The 19293-nt window shown below is 52.4% G+C and carries 17 protein-coding genes; 4 read left to right on the top strand and 13 right to left on the bottom strand.

Annotated features, from left to right (window positions below; genetic code table 11):
• Both ACOYIE_RS00950 and ACOYIE_RS00945 read left to right on the top strand, forming a co-directional pair.
• Window positions 1-235: hypothetical protein (locus ACOYIE_RS00950; RefSeq protein ID WP_433409984.1), on the top strand; the 235-nt coding region annotated here is incomplete at its 5' end.
• Window positions 235-942: a M48 family metallopeptidase gene (locus tag ACOYIE_RS00945; protein ID WP_433409983.1), complete on the top strand. Its 708-nt coding sequence runs from the start codon at window positions 235-237 to the stop codon at window positions 940-942. The genes ACOYIE_RS00950 and ACOYIE_RS00945, both read left to right, overlap by 1 nt.
• A gap of 856 nt (window positions 943-1798) precedes the next feature.
• Here ACOYIE_RS00945 and ACOYIE_RS00940 read toward each other — a convergent pair.
• The 13 genes from ACOYIE_RS00940 to ACOYIE_RS00880 all read right to left on the bottom strand — a co-directional run bounded on the left by ACOYIE_RS00940 (window position 1799) and on the right by ACOYIE_RS00880 (window position 16724).
• Window positions 1799-3082: a TRAP transporter large permease gene (locus tag ACOYIE_RS00940; RefSeq protein ID WP_433409981.1), complete on the bottom strand. Its 1284-nt coding sequence runs from the start codon at window positions 3080-3082 to the stop codon at window positions 1799-1801.
• Window positions 3083-3571, bottom strand: coding sequence for a TRAP transporter small permease (locus ACOYIE_RS00935; RefSeq protein WP_433409979.1), 489 nt, complete (start codon window positions 3569-3571; stop codon window positions 3083-3085).
• A 23-nt stretch (window positions 3572-3594) separates the two neighbouring features.
• The gene (locus ACOYIE_RS00930) at window positions 3595-4611 is read right to left on the bottom strand and encodes a C4-dicarboxylate TRAP transporter substrate-binding protein (protein WP_433409977.1); all 1017 of its coding nucleotides are present in this window, start codon (window positions 4609-4611) and stop codon (window positions 3595-3597) included.
• Window positions 4612-4644: 33 nt separating this feature from the next.
• Window positions 4645-5400, bottom strand: coding sequence for an enoyl-CoA hydratase/isomerase family protein (locus tag ACOYIE_RS00925; protein ID WP_433409975.1), 756 nt, complete (start codon window positions 5398-5400; stop codon window positions 4645-4647).
• A gap of 23 nt (window positions 5401-5423) precedes the next feature.
• Complete coding sequence (locus ACOYIE_RS00920; protein ID WP_433409973.1) at window positions 5424-6572, bottom strand: extracellular solute-binding protein; 1149 nt, start codon at window positions 6570-6572, stop codon at window positions 5424-5426.
• 15 nt (window positions 6573-6587) lie between these two features.
• Window positions 6588-7793 (bottom strand): CaiB/BaiF CoA transferase family protein, encoded by a 1206-nt coding sequence (locus ACOYIE_RS00915; RefSeq protein WP_433409971.1) that lies wholly within the window; start codon window positions 7791-7793, stop codon window positions 6588-6590.
• 84 nt (window positions 7794-7877) lie between these two features.
• Window positions 7878-8927 (bottom strand): LacI family DNA-binding transcriptional regulator, encoded by a 1050-nt coding sequence (locus ACOYIE_RS00910; protein WP_433409970.1) that lies wholly within the window; start codon window positions 8925-8927, stop codon window positions 7878-7880.
• Window positions 8928-9125: 198 nt separating this feature from the next.
• Window positions 9126-12410, bottom strand: a complete 3285-nt coding sequence (locus ACOYIE_RS00905; protein ID WP_433409969.1) for an S-layer homology domain-containing protein — start codon at window positions 12408-12410, stop codon at window positions 9126-9128.
• 274 nt (window positions 12411-12684) lie between these two features.
• Window positions 12685-14010, bottom strand: a complete 1326-nt coding sequence (larC, locus tag ACOYIE_RS00900; protein ID WP_433409967.1) for a nickel pincer cofactor biosynthesis protein LarC — start codon at window positions 14008-14010, stop codon at window positions 12685-12687.
• Window positions 14007-14765 carry a nickel pincer cofactor biosynthesis protein LarB gene (larB, locus tag ACOYIE_RS00895; RefSeq protein ID WP_433409966.1) on the bottom strand — a complete coding sequence of 253 codons (759 nt, stop codon included), beginning with the start codon at window positions 14763-14765 and terminating at the stop codon, window positions 14007-14009. Before larB ends, larC begins: the two co-directional genes overlap by 4 nt.
• A 13-nt stretch (window positions 14766-14778) precedes the next feature.
• A complete protein-coding gene (larE, locus tag ACOYIE_RS00890) occupies window positions 14779-15570 on the bottom strand; it encodes an ATP-dependent sacrificial sulfur transferase LarE (RefSeq protein ID WP_433409964.1) in 792 nt (263 codons plus the stop codon).
• A 26-nt stretch (window positions 15571-15596) separates the two neighbouring features.
• The gene (locus ACOYIE_RS00885) at window positions 15597-16028 is read right to left on the bottom strand and encodes a hypothetical protein (RefSeq protein WP_433409963.1); all 432 of its coding nucleotides are present in this window, start codon (window positions 16026-16028) and stop codon (window positions 15597-15599) included.
• A gap of 27 nt (window positions 16029-16055) precedes the next feature.
• Window positions 16056-16724 carry a GntR family transcriptional regulator gene (locus tag ACOYIE_RS00880; protein WP_433409962.1) on the bottom strand — a complete coding sequence of 223 codons (669 nt, stop codon included), beginning with the start codon at window positions 16722-16724 and terminating at the stop codon, window positions 16056-16058.
• A 349-nt stretch (window positions 16725-17073) separates the two neighbouring features.
• On the opposite strand from ACOYIE_RS00880, the gene ACOYIE_RS00875 reads away from it, so the two are divergent.
• Both ACOYIE_RS00875 and ACOYIE_RS00870 read left to right on the top strand, forming a co-directional pair.
• The gene (locus tag ACOYIE_RS00875; protein WP_433409960.1) at window positions 17074-18099 is read left to right on the top strand and encodes a zinc-binding alcohol dehydrogenase family protein; all 1026 of its coding nucleotides are present in this window, start codon (window positions 17074-17076) and stop codon (window positions 18097-18099) included.
• 60 nt (window positions 18100-18159) lie between these two features.
• Window positions 18160-19248, top strand: coding sequence for a C4-dicarboxylate TRAP transporter substrate-binding protein (locus ACOYIE_RS00870; protein WP_433409958.1), 1089 nt, complete (start codon window positions 18160-18162; stop codon window positions 19246-19248).
• The last annotated feature ends 45 nt before the right edge of the window (window positions 19249-19293 follow it).

Below are 19293 nucleotides of genomic sequence, written 5' to 3'. Positions count from 1 at the left end.
ATATCCTCCGGAAATCCGGGAGAGCGCCGCCAAGCGAGCCTTTTATGACCATCTCAACGGGGATACGGTTGTGGCCAATCAGATATATGACGCTGTCATGTCTAGCAAACAGGACAATTTCCGGGGAAGCAAAATCAAAGAGCGTAAAATCTGGCGGGCTATTCGTGCTGTCGTAAAAGATGACCAGGAAGCCGATCAGTTGCTTGCATTGGTAAAGGAGCAGAGTGAATTCTAGTGGATGAACTGCAAATCGGCAACATGAGTATTGCCGTTACAAAAAAGAACATCAAGAATATGTACATCCGCGTTCTGCCGCCCGATGGGAAAGTCCAAATTACTGCACCGCACTCTGCTGGGGATGACGCGATCCGAATGTTTGCGGTATCCAGAATTTCCTGGATTAAAAAGCAGCGTGCAAACTTCGCAGCACAGGCACGACAAACGAAGCGACAGTATGTGACCGGAGAGAGCTACTATGTCTGGGGGCGTCGTTATCGTCTGGATGTGCAATACTCAAGTGTTAGGAATGAGGTGTCCCTTACAGGCGGGCATCTGATTTTGCAAGTGAGGCCTGAAAGCACCCCGGAGCAGCGCGAGCGTGTTTTGAATGATTGGTATCGGGAGCAGCTAAAAAGCAAGCTGCCGGAAGTGATTCAAAAATGTGAACAGGTTGTAGGTGTCCATGCATCTGAGTGGAAGGTCAAAAACATGCGTACCAAATGGGGAACCTGCAATATAGACCGAAAAAGGATTTGGATTAACCTCCAGCTTGCAAAGAAAACTCCAGAGTGTCTCGCTTATGTCGTGACCCATGAATTGGTGCACTTGCTGGAGCGAAATCACAATGAGCAATTCCAGAAGTATATGGGCGCGTTTTTCCCGGAGTGGCGAGTAGTAAAGGAAACACTGAATCAGCAAATGCTGGATTATATGAGCGAGTAATCAATATTAACTGATGTCATTGAGACTTTCGCCAGTTTAATAGCCAAAGGATTAAGATCGACGCCAATACACTTTCTATTCGCTTTTAGTGCTTCAATGAAGGTGACACCTGAATCGCAAAAACTCTTTAAGACAGTTTATCGGTCGCAGTATACTTTTCTATAAATTTGGGAATTACATTAAAAGGTTTTTATGAAAGCTTTGTGTCAAAAATGAAAAGCAGGAACAGGTTTTCATAGAAGCATTGCAGTTGATTAAAGCGTAAAATGGTTCGTCAAGCACTGGGAAATTACATGCCGTTATGCAAAATAAAAGCTGCCCCTCGTATCGGCGTGAAGGCCGATACGAGGGGCAGAAAACAATGATGGATGGGTGTTTTGAGATCAAACCGCAATGAAAAACGGGGCTGTCCCGTACCCTTAAAAGTACCCTTTACAGCCTGAAAGCATAAAAACCAACTGTGCTCAAATGTTCTGAATATCATATCATTCCAAACAAAATGGGATAAGATAATACGGAATTAGTGCATAAGTTCCAAAATTTGGCTCTTCAAATCCCTGACTCTCCGCCAGATTACCGCGCTTTATCGAAAGATAAAGCGCGGTTTTTGCTGTTCGGAGGGGCGGGCCTGCGATAAAATTATTTTGCGGAAAAGAACATATCCAAGCAGAACGCAGCAGGTATGTGAATGGATATACATAGGCCAGTTAACAAAAATATAATCTGCATTGCATGAAAATAGATAAGCGCAAAGCCCTGATGAAAGTACAGGGCTTTGCGCTTATCCTTTATGTGATGAAATAGGAAAAGAAGGTTGTCGCTTTACAAGCACCCCCGCAGAAAGCGATCATTTGTGTCATCCGATCAGATTAGGCAGGAACATTACAACGCCTGGTAGATAAGTAATGATGCCCAAAACGATCAGCATGGCAATAATGAATGGAATACTTTCTTTAATAAATTCGGTGATCTCAAGCTTGAGTGTTGAACAGACAACGAAGATCAAAGTACCGAACGGAGGCGTCATGCCGCCGAGTGTGATGTTAACGACCATGAGAATGCCCAGATGGATGGGATCAATGCCCAATGCGGTTGTTACCGGCAGCAGCAGCGGCGTGAGGATGATAAGGCTTGCCGTACCCTCCAGAAACATACCAAGAATAAGCAGGAAAATATTGATGATGAGAAGCAGTACCCACGGGCTGCTCGTCAGGCCAACCAGCGCGTTGGTGACCATCTGCGGGATGCGCTCCCAGCTCATATAATAGCTGAATGCCGCCGCAGATACGATGATCAGCATGACAGAACAGGTGGACTGGATGGACTCTTTGAGGATGCGGCCGATCATATTTGGCTTCAGTTCTTTATAGATAAAGAAACCTACGATCAAGGTATACACAACACTTACTGCACCTGCTTCGCTTGCGGTGAACACACCGAAACGCAGCCCCATGATCAGACCAAACGGCATGAACAGGGCCCAGATGGCCTGTACAAATTCATGCCAGATCTCACGTCCGGTAGCGCGTTTTTCGCGCACGGGCTTGTAGCCTTTACGTCGGGAAATGATCGTAACAACGATCATCAGTGCGACTGTGATAAGGATACCTGGAACAATACCGGCTATGAACATTTTGCTTACCGACTGTTCTGCCATAAAGGCGAACAGAATCAGCGTGATGCCGGGCGGTATAATTGGCGTGATGCATGCGGATGCCGCTGTGACTGCTGCGGAGAAAGCTTTGCTGTATCCGCGCTTTACCATCTCCGGCACAAGCATTTTGGACTGCATTGCAGCATCAGCGTTGGAAGAACCGGATACGCCGCCCATAAGTGCGCTGAGCAGCACGTTCACCTGCCCAAGACCGCCGTTCATATGGCCGGTCAGACACTCCGCAAAGCTCATCAGACGGGAGGAAATGCCCGAATAGGTCATAATTGTACCAGCGAGGATGAAAAAAGGAATCGCGAGCATCGGAAACGATTCCGAACTGGCAACCATACGCTGTACAACCATGAAGGCTTCCAATCCGGTTGGGCAGAGCACGAAATACGAAAGTGCCGCCATCATGAGGCAAAAGGCTACTGGAATATTAAAGATGAACATGACGAACAGCAGAATCAAAGGAAAAACAACCATTTATGCCGCGTCCTCCTTTCCTGTCTTGTCGGAACGGAAGCTTTTGATATTACTGATAAAAAATTCGATTGCGTGCAAACACATGAGAGCAAACCCCATTACAGCCGCGGCGTCGATCCATGAATAGGGAAGACGCAGCGCTGCGGTCAGCTTTGCGCCTGCATTAACGGTAAACAGTACGCTCATATAGGTCATAACTGCGGTGATTAATACCATAATGCCGGAGGTCAGCAGCTCTACAACCTGTTTCAGGCGAGCCGGCAGCAGATTAACGATGCAGTCGATGCCGATATGTGCCTTTTCCCCATAACAGGCTGCGGCTCCGACGAAGACCAGCCAGACAAACATAGAGGTTGCAATTTCTTCGGCCTGATAGATTGGCCGGCCGAAGCAGTAGCGCAAAACAACATTGAGTGCTGTTGCAAAAACCGCCACACAAATCGCAATGCTCGCCACGCCGAACTCAATGCGATTAATTACTTTTTTCATACCTTTATTTCACCTCAAATGCATTACTGCATCGCAGCCTGAACTGTTTCCAGCAGACCCTCGCTCCACTCGGGGAACTTGGAGTAAACACTCTGGCACATTTCTTGGAAAGGCACACGATCCACATCAATGAAGGTAACACCCTCTGCTTCCAGTTTCTCACGGTATTCCTGTTCGCTACTCAATACACTCTCACTGTAGATTTTGCCTTCTTCTTCGATGCATTCTGCAAGTACGGTTTGCTGTTCTTCGCTCAGGGAATCCCACACTTTCTGGCTCATCTGCAAACCGATGATGCCGGTAAAATGACCAGTGGTGGAGATGGATTTAGCAGCCTCCTGAAGCTTGGAGGAATAGATGGTTGCAAGCGGTGCCTCAGCGGCATCAACAACACCCTGATCGAGCGCACTGTATACCTCGCTCCACTGGATGGTGGTCGGTGCTGCACCAAGCGCTTCCATGGTTGCCGTCCACATGGTATTGGAGGGTACACGAATTTTGAGCCCCTTCATATCATCGGTAGAGCTGATCGGCTTCTTGGAAATAATGTGGCGTTCACCAAAGTACCAGTCCATGGCCAGTAACTTGATACCCTGCTCGCTGCACTTTTCTTCAATGCTGTGGTACCAGTCCGAGTCGCACAGCTTGACCAGCTCATCGTAAGAGCTGTACAGGAACGGCCCATTCATAATGCCAATATCCGGTACATAGTCTGCGATAAAACCGGCATCTCCGACTGAGATCAGCGAAGCGCCGCTGGAGATCTGTTCCAGATTATCCTTGTTGCTGCCAAGTTCGCTGTTGGCGTAGACCTGGATTTCCAGCGAGCCGTTGCTGCGTTCCTTGACCATGTCAGCCAAGTCCAGGAAGGCGGCCTGCACGGGGTCGGTGTTGCTCTGTACATGGTTGAGCTTGAGCACAATCGGCTCAGCGGCGTCCGTATTCGCGCCGGTGTCAGCGGTCGTTCCGCCGCCTCCGCAGCCGGTCATCAGGGACAGAGCCATCGTAGTAGCTAGTGCAAGTGCGATTTTCTTTTTCATGTGTTTTCTCTCCTTTATTTCAACCTGTTTGTTCTATTTATTTGCGAACTCATGTATCTTTTGCTGCGCTTCAGGGGTATGATAGAGGTCATAGACCGTCTGTGCTTCGGTTGCCATGCGTTCCTCGAGCGGGAGTGGGCAGGTGCTGAGGTAGGCGAGTTTCTTCAGCTGTGCAAGCGCTTTAGCCGGACGGCGCGCCATCTTTCCGGCAAGCTGTAGAGCTGCATCCATCAGGCCGTCTACCGGCACCACCTGGTTGACTACGCCCCATGTATACATCTGCTGCGCAGAGAACTGACCGCCGGTATACAGAATTTCGCGTACACGGTTGATGCCGATTTTCTGAATAAGACGCTGTGTTCCGCCGCCGCCAGGCACAAGGCCGAGATGCACTTCCGGCAAGCCGAACTTTGCGTCCTCGCTGGCCAGAATCAGGTCGCAGGCTGCGGCAATTTCAAAGCCGCCGCCCAGTGCAAAGCCATTTACCGCCGCAATATACGGCTTGCTGCTCTTTTCTGCCGCGTCATACAGCTCCCAGCCCTTCTTCTGAAAAGCAAGAAATTCATCGTCGGTCTGCGCTGCATATTCTTTGATGTCTGCGCCGGCCATAAACGCGCGTCCACAACCGGTAACAATAATTGCCCGTACGCTTTCGTCTTCATTTACCTCATGGAATGCGCTCACAATTTCATCCATAAAGGCACGGCTCATGGCGTTAAGCTGTTCGGGGCGCTGAAAGGTCACTATGGCGATGCTGTCTTTTCGATCAATGGTTAAATACTGATACATGCTTGTTATCACACCTCTCATTTTTATTTTGTATGAAATTCATAGCGGAATAACTGCTTCAGCTCGTCTGCGATTTCTGTCACCGGAAGTGCTCTGCCGAACGCATCATGCAGCAGATCGCCCGCTTTCTCCTGAAAGCTGTTCCAGCCTGGAAAACGCGGACGCAGATACGCATGTTCCAATGCGTCCAGGGTATCGGAGAAAAAACCACCGGTCATGCAGTTGTTTTCTGCTGATAACCATGCAGCTTTTTGACCAGGCTGACCGCCGGAAAACAGATATTCGCCGCTTTGAACCGTGGGGTCGGTCACATATTTCACATACTCCAGCGCTTCCTGTATGTGACAGCTTGCTGCAGAAACGGCGATGCCTACGCCGCCCAGAACGCCGGAGGTTCGGGCTTCCGGCCATAGAGGCGAAGCACAGTAGCGAAGCGGATGCGGCTGGTCCTGCCACGCGTAATTAATATATTGGAATACATATGGCGCATACACAATAGTGTTGTTTGCTGCCATATCATCCTGCACCTGGATGGGATTCCAGTTAAGACTGCGGGGATCGACAAGCTGTCGCAGCATGTTAATTTTTTCAAGTGCTTCGCAGGAGGCTTCGTGATGAATCCGTTCCTCGGTGATAAAATCTGCACCGGCCAGTGCTGAACCAAGGCTTAGAAAGGTGCACCAGATATCAGTTGGACATAGCGGTGAGGCTATTTTTTTTCCCTCCGGCAGCGCTTTTGCGAAAGAACACATTTCTGCAAAAGTCTTCGGCGGCGCCATATTAAGCTGGGAGAGCAGATCGGGACGATAGACAGCCGTGACCATAGCCGTGTCCACGCTTAGCGCAAGCTGTTTGTCCCCGTAGCGATAGCATCGGTGAGAGACACCAAGCTCCTGCTGGGCTCGTGTTTCCAATATTTCTGCGTCCATATGCTGTTCCAGATCCAGCAGAATATTTTGTTTTGCAGCTTCCCCCATAAAAGGATGATCCACCAGAAGAAGATCATATTTCTGCGCGAGTTTTTCGACCGGATAATCGCCGTATTCTTTGAGCGTACGCTTTTTCCAATCAATACGAATATCCGGATGCAGTTTGCTGAATGCACGAGAAGTGTATACCAGCGGCGAATAGCCGCGTTCGTGATCCCAAGTAATGCCTTTTAGTACAATCAAAGATATTCCCCCTGCTCAGAGTTCCTCGCTGACGATTCCTTCCGCAAAGAACGCGTCTATCTCCGCTGGGGACATGCCGTATTCCTGCATGATCTCACGGGTGTGCTCACCGACTAACGGCGGTGCGGACGCAATTGTGGCGGGTGTTTCGCTCATGCTGATTGCCGGCGCGACACAGCGCACGGTGCCGACCTTTTTATGTTCAAACGAGGTCAGCGCGTGCATGTGCTGCACTTGCGGATTGTTTTCTACATCGGTAATATCCTCGACCTTGGCTACCCACAAATCGCGCTCCAGCATACGGTTCAGCCAATGCTGCACGGATTTGGTCTTAGTAACGGCTTCGATGGCATAGAATACCTCGTCGCGCTGATTGAAGCGAATCTGCGGATCGAAATACCGCATCAGATCAGGGGCTTCCAACGCATCAACTAAAACATCGAACGGCCCCATCGCAATGGAAATATAGCCGTCTGCACATTCGTAGATGCCGAAAGGTGCTGACTGGAAAGGATGGCCGATACCGGATGCCGGACGCTCATACTGCACATCCATATTGAGCAGCGTTGTGAATTCCTGGCTCTCCAGCGCAAGGGTGGAGCGCATTAGATCCACTTCTACATGCTGTCCCTCGCCGGTCTTCTGGCAGTACAGCAGTGCTGACAGGATACCATAGACCAGATGGAAAGAACTGAGCACATCCGGCAGCGTGGTGCCGAGCGGATGCGGCGGGTCCGTTTTGCGGCCGGTCAGCGTAGTCAGGCCGACCATGCCCTGAATGAGCATATCCTGTCCGGGGCGCGTCACATAGGGGCCGGAGGAGCCGAAACCGGAATTGCTTGCATATACGATGCGTGGATTGATTTTCTTGAGCGTTTCATAGCCATATCCCAGCCGATCCATCACACCGGGACGGAAATTTTCAACCACAACGTCTGCTGTTTTGACCATCTCATAGATAAACGCTTTGGCTTTTTCGTTGCGGATATCCATTGCGATAGACCGCTTGTTGCGGTTCCAAGCCATGAAGCACGGCGATTCCTTGTCTTTGATATTCTTTGCGAAGAATGTCATACCACGGTACAGATCGCCGCTGCCAAGCCGCTCAATTTTGATGACTTCAGCGCCCAGATCACCCAGCATCATCGTGGCAAATGGGCCGGCCAGGAGCTGACTGAAATCAAGGACCTTGATTCCTTCTAATGCCTTTTTTGTGTTCATTGTATTCTCCTTTCAAAATAAACACGCGTTTATTTGTGCACAAAAAATTTTTTTTATCCCAGCGGGAATGCCGCTGGGATATGATTACCTGCGTTCAGGGGGGCAGGGGGCAACGCTGCTGCGTTCCACAAGAGTAAATTCCTCCATTTTTTGATAGGAAGGAACTTTTTTCTTGTCTGTCACATCCAGAAGGTTGCTGACTGCAATTTCAGCTAATTTTTCGATGCTGGTTGCTACAGTTGTCAGCGGTGGAGACATGTACTGGCTCAGTTCCGCATTGTCATAACCTACAACAGAAATGTCGTTCGGGATGTGGAACCCTTTTTCCTTTAGGGCACGCATTGCACCGAAAGCCAGCAGATCATTTGCCGCGAAGATAGCAGTTGGCGGTTCGATATCGCGCTCCAACAGTTCCATCATTGCCTGATAGCCGCTTTCCGCACGGTGGATATGGGTGTAGCACACATAATCTTCGCAAAAAGAAAGCTCATTGTGCAGCAGACAGTCTCGATAGCCTTCAAAACGCTCTTTGATTGAGGTTTTTTCCATCGAACCAGTGATATGGGCAATGCGTTGATGACCAGCATCAATCAAAAGCTGTACAGCGCTGTATGCGCCCTGATAATTTTCTGTGTTGAGAAGATAGATGTCATTATAAGGGGTTTTATCACGCTGATTTATGAGAAAAACGGGACACTCAATCGCTTGAAATTGTTTCAGAATGCGATTTGAAACGATATCTCCCATCATGATACAGCCGCAAATACTGCGGTTGGAGTACTGGGCAAGGATCGTTTCAAACTCTGCGGGATCATTGATAATCGAAACCAGAAGCTGATAGCCGCGGCGCTTGAGCTTATCAATTGCATTGACAAGAAATTCTGAATAGAAGGGAGAAGAATGGATGATATTTTCTGCTAAAACGCCGTATTCAACAATAAACAGGCCGACCGTATTGCTGGGTTTCCCAGCTAAGTTCCGCGCGGCATTATTTGGCACATAGCCGTATTCCTGGATGGCTTTTTCCACCTTTTCCCGCGTTTCGGGAGGAACGTTGCTGTAACCATTGATGACACGCGATACTGTGCTGCGCGAAACACCTACGATTTTTGCGATTTCTGTGCTGTTGACCATAAGTATTTCTCCTTTGTGAACGCGTGTTTATTACTGTTTTTAATATAACATATGTATATTTTTTTGTCACTGAGTAAAATAGCTAATTTTCCCTTTCTATTTTTGTATAAAGTGTGCTTTCCTCTTGCTTGGCCGCATGTCGCACAGGCGTTTGTGCAAAGAAAAAGGAGGCCGCAGCCTCCTTTTTCTTATCTTCCGTTATTTTGCTACATTCTCGCAGAAGCGCATCAGGATGGTAGCAACTTCCGCGCGGGTTGCGTCGCCCTTGGGCACAAGCGTGGTTGCGGTTTTTCCGGTAATCAAACCTTCGCCGTTCGCCCACTGCATCGCGGCAGTCGCGTAAGCGCTGACTTCTGCGCCGTCCTTGTAGTCGTCCAGCTTGGCGGTTTTGCTTACGTCATATCCCTTGTACTGCGCGTAGCGGTACAGAATCGCAGCCATCTGCTCGCGGGTGATCGCATCATTGGGACCAAACTTTTCAGCGGAATATCCGTTTACAATTCCGTTCAGACGCGCCCAGTAGACAGCGTCGCCGTAGTAAGCACTGGCGTTGACATCCGCATAAGGATATCCCAGATTCTCATTGTCCAGCTTCGGTGAACCCTCCAAACGGTAGAGAATCGTCACAATCATGCCGCGGGTCGTGGTAGCACTCGGCGCAAAGGTAGTCTTGGTGACGCCGTTCATCAGACCCTTGTCGACTACATACTGCACTTCTTCTGCGAACCAGTCGCCGGCCTTGACATCGGTAAAGCCTGCGATGCTTTCGTCCGCATTCTTGGTCCACTTTGCGTAAACCGTGGTGTTTTCATTTAGCTTGACGGAGGTGATCTTCTCGGTCAGCTCCTTGTCGGTGTACCAGCCTGCAAAGGTGTAGCCGGTGCGGGTCGGAACGTAATCGGACAGGTCAATCGTGGTGCCCTTTGCCTTGGTCAGGTTCTTGATTGCAGAACCGCCGTTGACATTGAAGGTCAGGGTGCGGTTGGACGAACCGGAGGAGCCGCCACCGGTAGACGGACGGGTATAGGTATAATCAACGGTTTCTCCCTTTGGAATTTCCACAGTTTCACCGTTAATCGTTACCGTAATTGCTTTTTGTGTGTCGCTATTCTGCAACTTGATTGTGCGGCTGTCGCCGGACATGGAAGCGGTCAGACCGTCCTTCATAACAAAAATGATCTCGTTGTCCTTTGCATCCGCAATCGCATCCGCAAGCTTCGCATATCCGATACCGTTCAGACCTGCTTCAGAAGTGGGAGACATGGTAAAGGTGAACGTGCTGAAACCGTGCGGATTGTCGAACTTTGCAATATACTTCGTACTACTCCCATCACTTATACCAATGAGTGCTGCCGCATATTCGTAGTTTTTGTGCTGAACGAAAATTGTCCCATCTTGAGAAACAAATCCATCCGGCATCGGAACCACCATATGAACAGTGCCCTTGACATCCAGTTTTTCCGGTTTGGTATTCGGAATAATTACTGCGTTTGCAACCGTTACACCGGTATCATTCTGCACCTTGATGTCAGCAGGGTTCGATGCCGTGGATGCAACCAGACGGTACATGGGAGTGATGTCCAGCGTCAGCTTCGGTACAACCGATTCGCCGCCATCTACTACAGGCTTGGTGTAGCCTGTCGGGACGATCTGGAGATAAGCCTGCGCGTAAACGTGCGTTTCAGAGGTTTCAGCGCCTGCAATACCTGCATCCTTCAGCGCCTGTTCCGCAGACGCTTCATCAACCTTGCTCTTCTGCGCCTCGGTGCTTGCATAAGCCGCCAGACCCTGCACGTCGATTTCCTTTGCGGCAGCTTCGACAGCATCGCGGTCTCCCGCGTCAATTGCGTCCATATTTACCGACGGCTCGCCCACGGCAGGTTTTACGATAGAGTCGGTGGCGTCCGCTATCGTCCACGGGTAGTCGGCCCGACCGCTGGCAACGGCTGTCTTGTCGGCAGCTGCATATTTGTCAGGATTTTCGGTAAAGAAGCCGCCGGATACGAAATTTTGGCAGTCCGCGCTGTAAACCTGTCCGCTGAAGTCGCCGCCGGAGACAGATACGACGGGCTTCTGCACAGCACTGTCAGCATAGATGCTGTTAGGGTCGCTTTCATAGAAAGCCGCGCCGCCGGTAAGCGTACCGCCGGTAATATTTACCATGATGGGATTCGTGGTAGTGTGCTGGGCTACAGCTACGGCGGAGTTAAAGGTGGTGGTGCCGCTGCCATTCGCCTGAGAAGATGGAGTGCCCATACCGCCGATGATTTCGCCGCCGGAAATATTCAGTGTGCCGGAACGCATTTCAATACCGGTATTGTCTCCCTCCAGCGTACCGCTGGTGATCGTCAACTCGCCGATTTGCGGGTGGAAGAGAGCGGAACCAAGCGCGCTTGTCTGCTTGAGCAGCCCTCCCGAGATGGTGATTTTCGTATTGTGTCTGTTTCCGTTCCCTGCAACCGCGAAATCTCCACCGATAATCGTGCCGCCGGAAATCACCAAATCGGAATCATGGGTAACTGACAGTCCATTTTTGCCGCCCTCAATTGTGCCGCCCCTGACAAGAATCGTCGGGCCGTATTTTTCAAAAGGCGCATACTTTGCAGTGTTGCTGAATATGCCGTAAGAATTCTTCGATTTAGTGGAAGTGATCACACCGCCTTCGATTGTCAATTTGCAGGTTCTGCCGGTCAAATCTTCTTCTTTTACGAGCACTGCGGCATGAACGTTGACCGCCGAAGTGTCTTCCGATGCATTGACAATTTGGCCTTGCCCGTTAGAACTGTCCCTGATTGTCACGTCACTAAATATTCCAACAGTCCAGGTGGAGGATTGCGTAATCGTATGACCGTTCAGGTCCAAAGTAATTTTTTTTCTGATATCGACGCCAGCTGGAGAGTCATCAATCAGCGTAACTGTCTCGCCGTCTTTCGCAGCGTCCACCGCTTCCTGGAGCGACGGATATTTAACGTCCCCAACCTGCGCGACGTATTTGGGTTTGTTGCTCGGCTCGCAGTTGATGCCGACATAGTAGGTGTATGAATAGGCTTTCCCGTCTACGGTGAGGGACACATTCACTTCATAGGTTGAGTTTTCTTCATAAGGGAGCACGCCAGTAAGCTCAAACTGAACGCCTAATCCAGCAGGAATGCTTAATGTTTGATTTTTTACTTCGACAGAGCCGCTTGTTCCGATCCCTCCCTCATCTACAACGTCACCATCAAGCTTTTTTGTCGAAACAGATGCATCGGTAAAAGCGAGGACTTGACCATTTGTAAAACTGTCGGAGGTCAGCTTAACACCAAAACGATAAGTAGTACTTGTGTCAACCTGAAAATACTGTTCCTCAATCGTTGTCTGTCCCGCCACAACATACGGCTCCACAGTCACTTCTGCGGGGTCTCCGCCGGCCGCAAACGCCGCGGGCACCATCGTCAGCAGCATGAGTGCTGCCAACAGGGCTGATAAAATTCTCTTTTTCATGTGTTTCCTCCTTTTAATGCTGTTTTCAGGGTCCGGTATGACTGCGGAACTCACCCCCTCGCCGGCTGATAAAGTGTACCTATAAAAACCGTTTAACGCGGTTTATCTTTTCTCCATAATATCGTATTTTGGACGATTTTACAAGTTAATTTATTGGGAAAAATCATTGTATTTCTTTTTTTGCAAAAGTACACAATTGCAAACGGTGCAAAATAAAAAATACCCGTTGGAAAATGGTCGGCAGACCAGCGTTTCCAGCGGGTGTTTTTCTGTTTCAGCGATCGGCGGGCGGCTGGTTTTTCTGCGCCGCGCGCCAAACGGTGTCAAACGGCTGCGCAGCCGCGCGGGCAAGGGCCGCAACGTCGTCGGCTTCGGGTTTGCAGCGCGCGGTGCCAAAGCCTTCTGCGTATTTCATGCGCACGGGCCCATAGGGCGTATCAGCAGTCTGCGTATGGGGCCGGAGAAAATATTTGGCGCACCTGCGGGCACGCAGCCCGTTGGTGGAGGTGTGCATAAAAATGCGCTGCGCGGTTTCGTCCATATCTTCCGGCTGGCATAGCACGGTGAGCACCCAGCCGGGGCGGCCCTTTTTCATCTGCCCGGGGATGGTGTATACATCAAGTGCGCCCTGCTCAAGCAGCCGCTCGCAGGCAAAAGCAAGGGCTTCCGGCGTCATATCGTCCAGGTTGCAGGTAAGCTCAACGATTTCGCCGTTGGCCTGGCCGCAAACCGGCGCGGGGGAAGGGTCCTCGCTTTCTCCCCAAAAGGCGCGCACGCAGTTGGCGGCGGGAAAAACCTTGCTGCCCATGCCGTAGCCGGTTTTGCAGATGCGCATGGTGGGCATGGCGCCAAAACTGTCCGCCAGCGTGGTGAGCAGCGCGGCGCCGGTCGGCGTACACAGTTCGCCCTCAATGCTGCCGCCGTAACACGGTGCCCCTTCAAGCAGGACGGCCGTTGCCGGCGCGGGCACAGGCACAATACCGTGCGCGCAGCGCACCGAACCGCTGCCGACATGGACAGGGGACACGACGATGCGCTCCGGCCGCAGCAGGGAAAGCGCATAACAGACGCCGACCACATCGGCCACTGCGTCCAGCGCGCCGACCTCGTGAAAATGCACCTGCTCAACCGGGCGACCGTGTACACGGGCTTCGGCTGCCGCCAGACGGTCATAGACCGACAGGGCCGTCCGGAGGACCTCCTCGGGCAGCGGCAGCGCGGCAATATGGCTGCGGATATCGGCGAGCGCCGTGTGGCTGTGCGTATGTTCGTGCGCATGCGGATGTTCGTGCTCATGTGCGTGTTCGTGCGTATGCTCATGTGTATGCGTATGTTCGTGCGCGTGTTCGTGGATGTGTTCGTGTGCATGACTGTGCGGCACATCAATGCTGTGCTCTTCCTGCCCATGCACGGTTACCGCCATGTGTGTGCCCGTGATGCCGCAGGAAACCGCGTCTGCGGGCGTGATCTGTAGGCCTGGCAGGCCCAGCGCGTTCATTGTGCGGATAAAATCCGCTTTATCATCCAGCAGTTCGTACAGCGCGCCCATCAGCATATCGCCGGCGGCGCCCATGCTGCATTCCAGATACAGTGTTTTCATGCTTCTTCTCCAATCCGGTTGATCATATGGGCCAGATAGCCGGCGCCAAATCCATTATCAATGTTGACTACACTGACCCCGCTTGCGCAGGAATTGAGCATGCTCAACAGCGCGGACAGCCCGCCGAAGGAGGCCCCGTAGCCCACGCTGGTCGGCACAGCGATGACGGGGCAGTCGGCCAGTCCGCCGATGACGCTTGCCAGCGCGCCCTCCATGCCGGCAACGGCGATGATAACCCTGGCCCGCATCAGCTCCTCGGTGTGCGCAAGCAGGCGGTGCAGACCGGCGACGCCCACGTCATACAGGCGGACGACCCGGCTGCCAAGGGCTTCGGCAGTGAGCGCCGCCTCTTCCGCAACGGGCAGGTCGCTGGTACCGGCGGCAGCGACTACGATGCTGGCGCGGCCCTGCGGCACAGGCATCTCGCCGACGATGCCGAGGCGCGCCTCCGCATGATAGGCAAGGGGAAGCGACTGCTGCAAAAATTCTGCGGCCTGCGCGCTGAGGCGGGTGATCAGCACTGTGCGCTGTCCTGCTTCGCGCATTTTCCCCGCGATGGCAGCAATCTGCTCCGGCGTTTTGCCTGCGCCGTAGATCACCTCGGATACGCCCTGCCGGATGCCGCGGTGGCAGTCAATTTTGGCAAAGCCCAGGTCGGTAAAAGGCGCGGTGCGGACTTGCAGTACTGCGTCGTCGACGGACAGTTGCCCTTCCGCGACCTGCTGCAGCAGCGCCTTGAGTTCGTTTTGCTCCATGGATATCCTTCCTTTACAGGATTTCGTTCATGCTGCCCGTTCGGTAGCCGCGCAGATCAAGCGCAGCGTATTGGAAACCAAGGGTGCGCAGGTGTGTGTCGATCGCTCCGGACAGCGGCAGTATACCGGTAAATTCGGCGGGCGGGAGTTCGATGCGCGCAATGCTGCCGTGCAGCCGGACGCGCACCTGAGAAAAACCCAGACCGCGCAGATACTGTTCGGCCTCGCCGATCATGCGGAGCTTTTGCTCGGTAATCTGCTCGCCATAGGCAATGCGCGAGGCAAGGCAGGCGAGAGACGGCTTGTTCCAGACCGGCAGCGCAAGCTGCTGCGCAAGCGCGCGGACGCCGGCCTTGTTCAGCCCAACCTGCCGCAGAGGGCTGAGCACGCCCTGCTCAGTGACCGCGGCCATGCCCGGCCGGTAGTCGCCGCAGTCATCCAGGTTGGAGCCCTCCACCAGATGCGCAAGACCAAGCGCATCCGCAGTGCGGCGCATGCAGCGGAACAGCTCTGTTTTGCATAAATAGCAGCGGTTTGGCGGATTGGATGCAAAACCGTCAACCGCCAGCGCGTCCAGGGTGACAATATGGTGGCGCACGCCGAGCTGCCTGCATATGGCAGACGCTTCTTCCAGTTCCTGCGCGGGAAACAGGCAGGAGCGAACGGTAACGGCAGCCGTATGCTCGCCCAGCGCGTCTTTGGCCGCGCGCAGCAGCAGCGCCGAATCCACGCCGCCGGAAAAGGCCACGGCGGCCGAACCGAGCGAGCGCAGATACGCCAGCAGCTGCGCATACTGATCAGGCATAAACAAATCCTCCTGATAAAACTGCGTTAAAAGACCTTTTTGACAATCCGCTCTTCGGCAGCTTCGTGAAGCTGCTGCACAAGCTGCGGATCGGCGTCTTCCGTCTGTTCATAAACGGCAACCGCATTATGTACAAGCTGAAGGGAGTTGTTCAGCAGCCGGACGCTTTTTTGCTGCGTAAGAGCGTCCAGCAGGCCCTGCGCCATTTCGCGGCTGGGCTCGCGGATGCACTGCTGCGCAAATGCTTTGACCAGGTTGTGTGGACGCATGCTGGAGCCGCCTGTAATCAGCAGAAAGGCGCCGGGGCCGGCAAAGATCAATGAAACAACCAGCATGGAAGAGTCGAACAAAAAGTTGGCTCCGATGCCGGCCGCCAGCAAAATGCCGCCAATGACCTGAAAACGTATCGCGGCGCCGCGATAGCGCTGATAATAGGAATTGTTAGAACGGTTTGACATAGCCTTTCAAGGTCCTTTCTGTTGTAACTAAATGATTTGTGCGCTCACATCGCCCTGCATCAGCGCAGCCAGCGAGGCTTCCTTCGAGCGCTGCAAATGCAGCGCCATGGCCTGCGCGGCTGCCTGCCAGTCCTGCGCCAGGCAGGCGGACAGAATCTGCAGATGTTCTTCGTTGGTTTCGGCCAGACGGTTTGCAGTATGCTGGCCGCTCATGATACGCAGGCGGATGTTTTGCGTCTGAATACGGTTATACAGCTCGCGCAGATAAACGTTGGGCAGAACAGCCACCAGCATGGAGTGAAATTCGTCGTCCACCTGGTAAAAGGAGGAATCGAACGACGCGGCACACTCGGCTTGAAGCCGTTTGGAAAAACGCGCGATTTCATCCAGGTTAAGTTTGATACCATAATTCAGCAGGGTATAGGGTTCAACCAGTGTGCGTACTTCAAAAATCATGTTGATATCGCTGAAGGTAAATCCGGAAACGACGATGCCGCGCTTGGGGAAGACTTTCAGCAGCCCTTCCTGCGCCAGCCGGCTGATGGCCTCCCGCACAGGGGTACGCGAAAATCCGAGCTCTGCCTGCAGCAGAGATTCGCTCAACATCTGGTTGGGCGCGTATTCGCAGGTGGTTATTTTTTTCTTGATAAAATCGTAGGCAGTGGACTGCATGGATTGTTTCTTGGAAGCAGGCATTCTGACCCTCCTTGACGATGTGGGATACATCATGTATTTTTTCTAATACAACCTATAATACAACTAAAAAGGAGTTTTTGCAATGGTCGCTGAGAAAAAGAATTGCAAATTCGTGATTATGAACAGACAGATGGACAGATAATTATTTAAAACGACAATTTTGACAAGAAAATCTCAAAATTGAGTTGACATATAGCAAAGAGGAGTTTATAATGCAGTCGTAGGATACAAGTTGAGCACAAGAAAAATATATGAGAAATGCAAGAGAAATATAAGAGTTAAGACAAGAGGACTGCCGTCCCCAAGGGGGGTGCGGCGGTCTGAAAATAAAAACGGAGGCCATGTAAAAATGAAAGCAATTTGCATTCAGGAGCCCGGCTGTGTTACAATTCGAGAGATTGAAAAGCCGGTCCGCAAAAAAGGAGAGGCGCTTCTTAAGCTGCTTTACGGCGGCATCTGCGGCAGCGACCTCGGCTCCTACCGCGGCGCGAACGCTTATGTATCGTATCCGCGTATTCCCGGCCATGAATTCTCGGCCGAGATTATCGAGATTGACGAGAATGAGCAGGGACTGAAACCCGGTATGATCGTCACCTGCAATCCGTATTTTAACTGCGGCGAATGTTATTCCTGCCGCCGCGGGCTGGTAAACGCCTGCACGGATAACCAGACGATGGGCGTACAGCGGGAAGGCGCGTTTGCTGAATATATCACCATGCCGGTGGAGCGCATCTATGACGGCAAGGGGCTGGACCCCAAGGTGCTGACGCTGATTGAGCCGTTCTGCATCAGCTATCACGGCGTGGCCCGTGCGGATGTCAAGCAGGGCGAGCGTGTGCTGGTTGTCGGCGCGGGCACGATCGGCGTACTGGCCGCAGTGGCCGCCAAGGCAAAGGGTGCGGAAGTTACCATCTGCGATGTGGCGCCGGATAAGCTTGACTATGCATACAAGACCTTCGGTCTGGACCATAAGCTGCTCAACGAGTCGCCTGAGGCCTTTGAGAAGGCGGTTGCAGAACTGACGAACGGCGACGGCTTTGATGTAACGATTGAGGCGGTTGGTATGCCGCAGACCTTCCAGAATTGCATTGACGCAGCCTGCTTTGGCGCGCGCGTAGTTCTGATCGGCGTTTCCAAACGCAATATTGACGATTTCTTCTTTACCATTATTCAGAAGAAGGAACTGAACATCTATGGTTCTCGCAACGCGATGAAAAAAGATTTTCTGGAACTGATTGATCTGGTAAAGGCGGGCGGCATTGATCTGGAAAAGATTGTGACCAATACTTATGCGTTTGAAGATGCGCCCAAGGCATTTGAAGACTTTGCGGCAAATGCCGGCAAAATGCTGAAAGTTGTAATCGACTTTACCTGAGCGGAAACGTTCAGATAAAGCGGAATAAAAAAAGAAATGGATGAGAAAAGGAGAATCATTATGAAAGCAACGACCAAGAGACTGCTTGCCGCGCTTCTTTGCGGCGCAATGGCACTGGGTATGACCGCCTGCGGCGGAAGCGGAGACAAGGACGCCGCTGCGGACACCGGTGCAGGCGATACTGCCGCTGATGCAGGCGATGATGCTGCGGCAGCGGATGCAGTTACCATCAACGTAGGCTATGAGAACGCTGTTACCGAGCCGGCTGCCAAGGCCTGCGAAAAGTGGAAAGAGCTGGTTGAGGAAAAGTCCGGCGGTTCCATCAAGCTTGAATTGTTCCCGAACTCCACCCTGGGCAAGAAGAACGACCTGATCGACCAGATGCTGATGGGCGAGAACGTTATCACCGTTGCAGACGGCGCGTTCCTGGCGGATTACGGCGTCAAGGACTTCGGCTTCTTCTATGCACCGTATGCATTTGAGAGCTGGGACGAGCTGTGGAAGGTTCTGGACAGCGACTGGTACGCAGATCTGTGCGATCAGCTGGCTTCCACCGGCGGCCTGCGCGTTCTGTCCTCCAACTGGATTTACGGCGCGCGCGACATTCTGTCCATCAAGCCGGTACATACGCCGGCAGACCTTGCTGGCCTGAAGATGCGTGTTTCTTCCAACGACCTGTCCACCACCAGCTTTGAGGACCTTGGCGCTACTGCGGTCGGCATGGATATGGGCGACGTTTACCAGGCGATGAGCGGCGGCACGATTGACGCTGTTGAAAACCCGATCACCTCTCTGTACAACCGTTCCTTCCAGGAAGTTGCCAAGTATCTGTGCAAGAACGAGCACATCCTCGCCACCTCCATGTGGATTTGCGGCGAAACCTTCTTCAGCACCCTGACCGAAGAGCAGCAGCAGATTCTGATGGAGTGCGCGGACGAAGCCGGCCTGATGAACAACGACCTGTACGACGAAGCGACCGCTGAGGCCGAGCAGGGCATGATTGATGCCGGCGTTACGGTTTACGAGCTGACCGAAGAAGACAAGGCTGCCTGGGTTGAAGCTGCGCAGAAGTTCTTTGAAGGCGCAACCGAGGCCATGGGCTGGACTGAAGGCCTGTACGATACCGTTAAGGCGATCGCGGCTGCCTGAGACTGATACGCAAGATTAATACCACAAGCCGTTCGGCGCTTGACC

The sequence above is a fragment of the Agathobaculum sp. genome (assembly GCF_050946325.1).
Taxonomy (GTDB): Bacteria; Bacillota; Clostridia; order Oscillospirales; family Butyricicoccaceae; genus Agathobaculum.
This window is presented reverse-complemented; position numbering and strand designations above follow the sequence as displayed.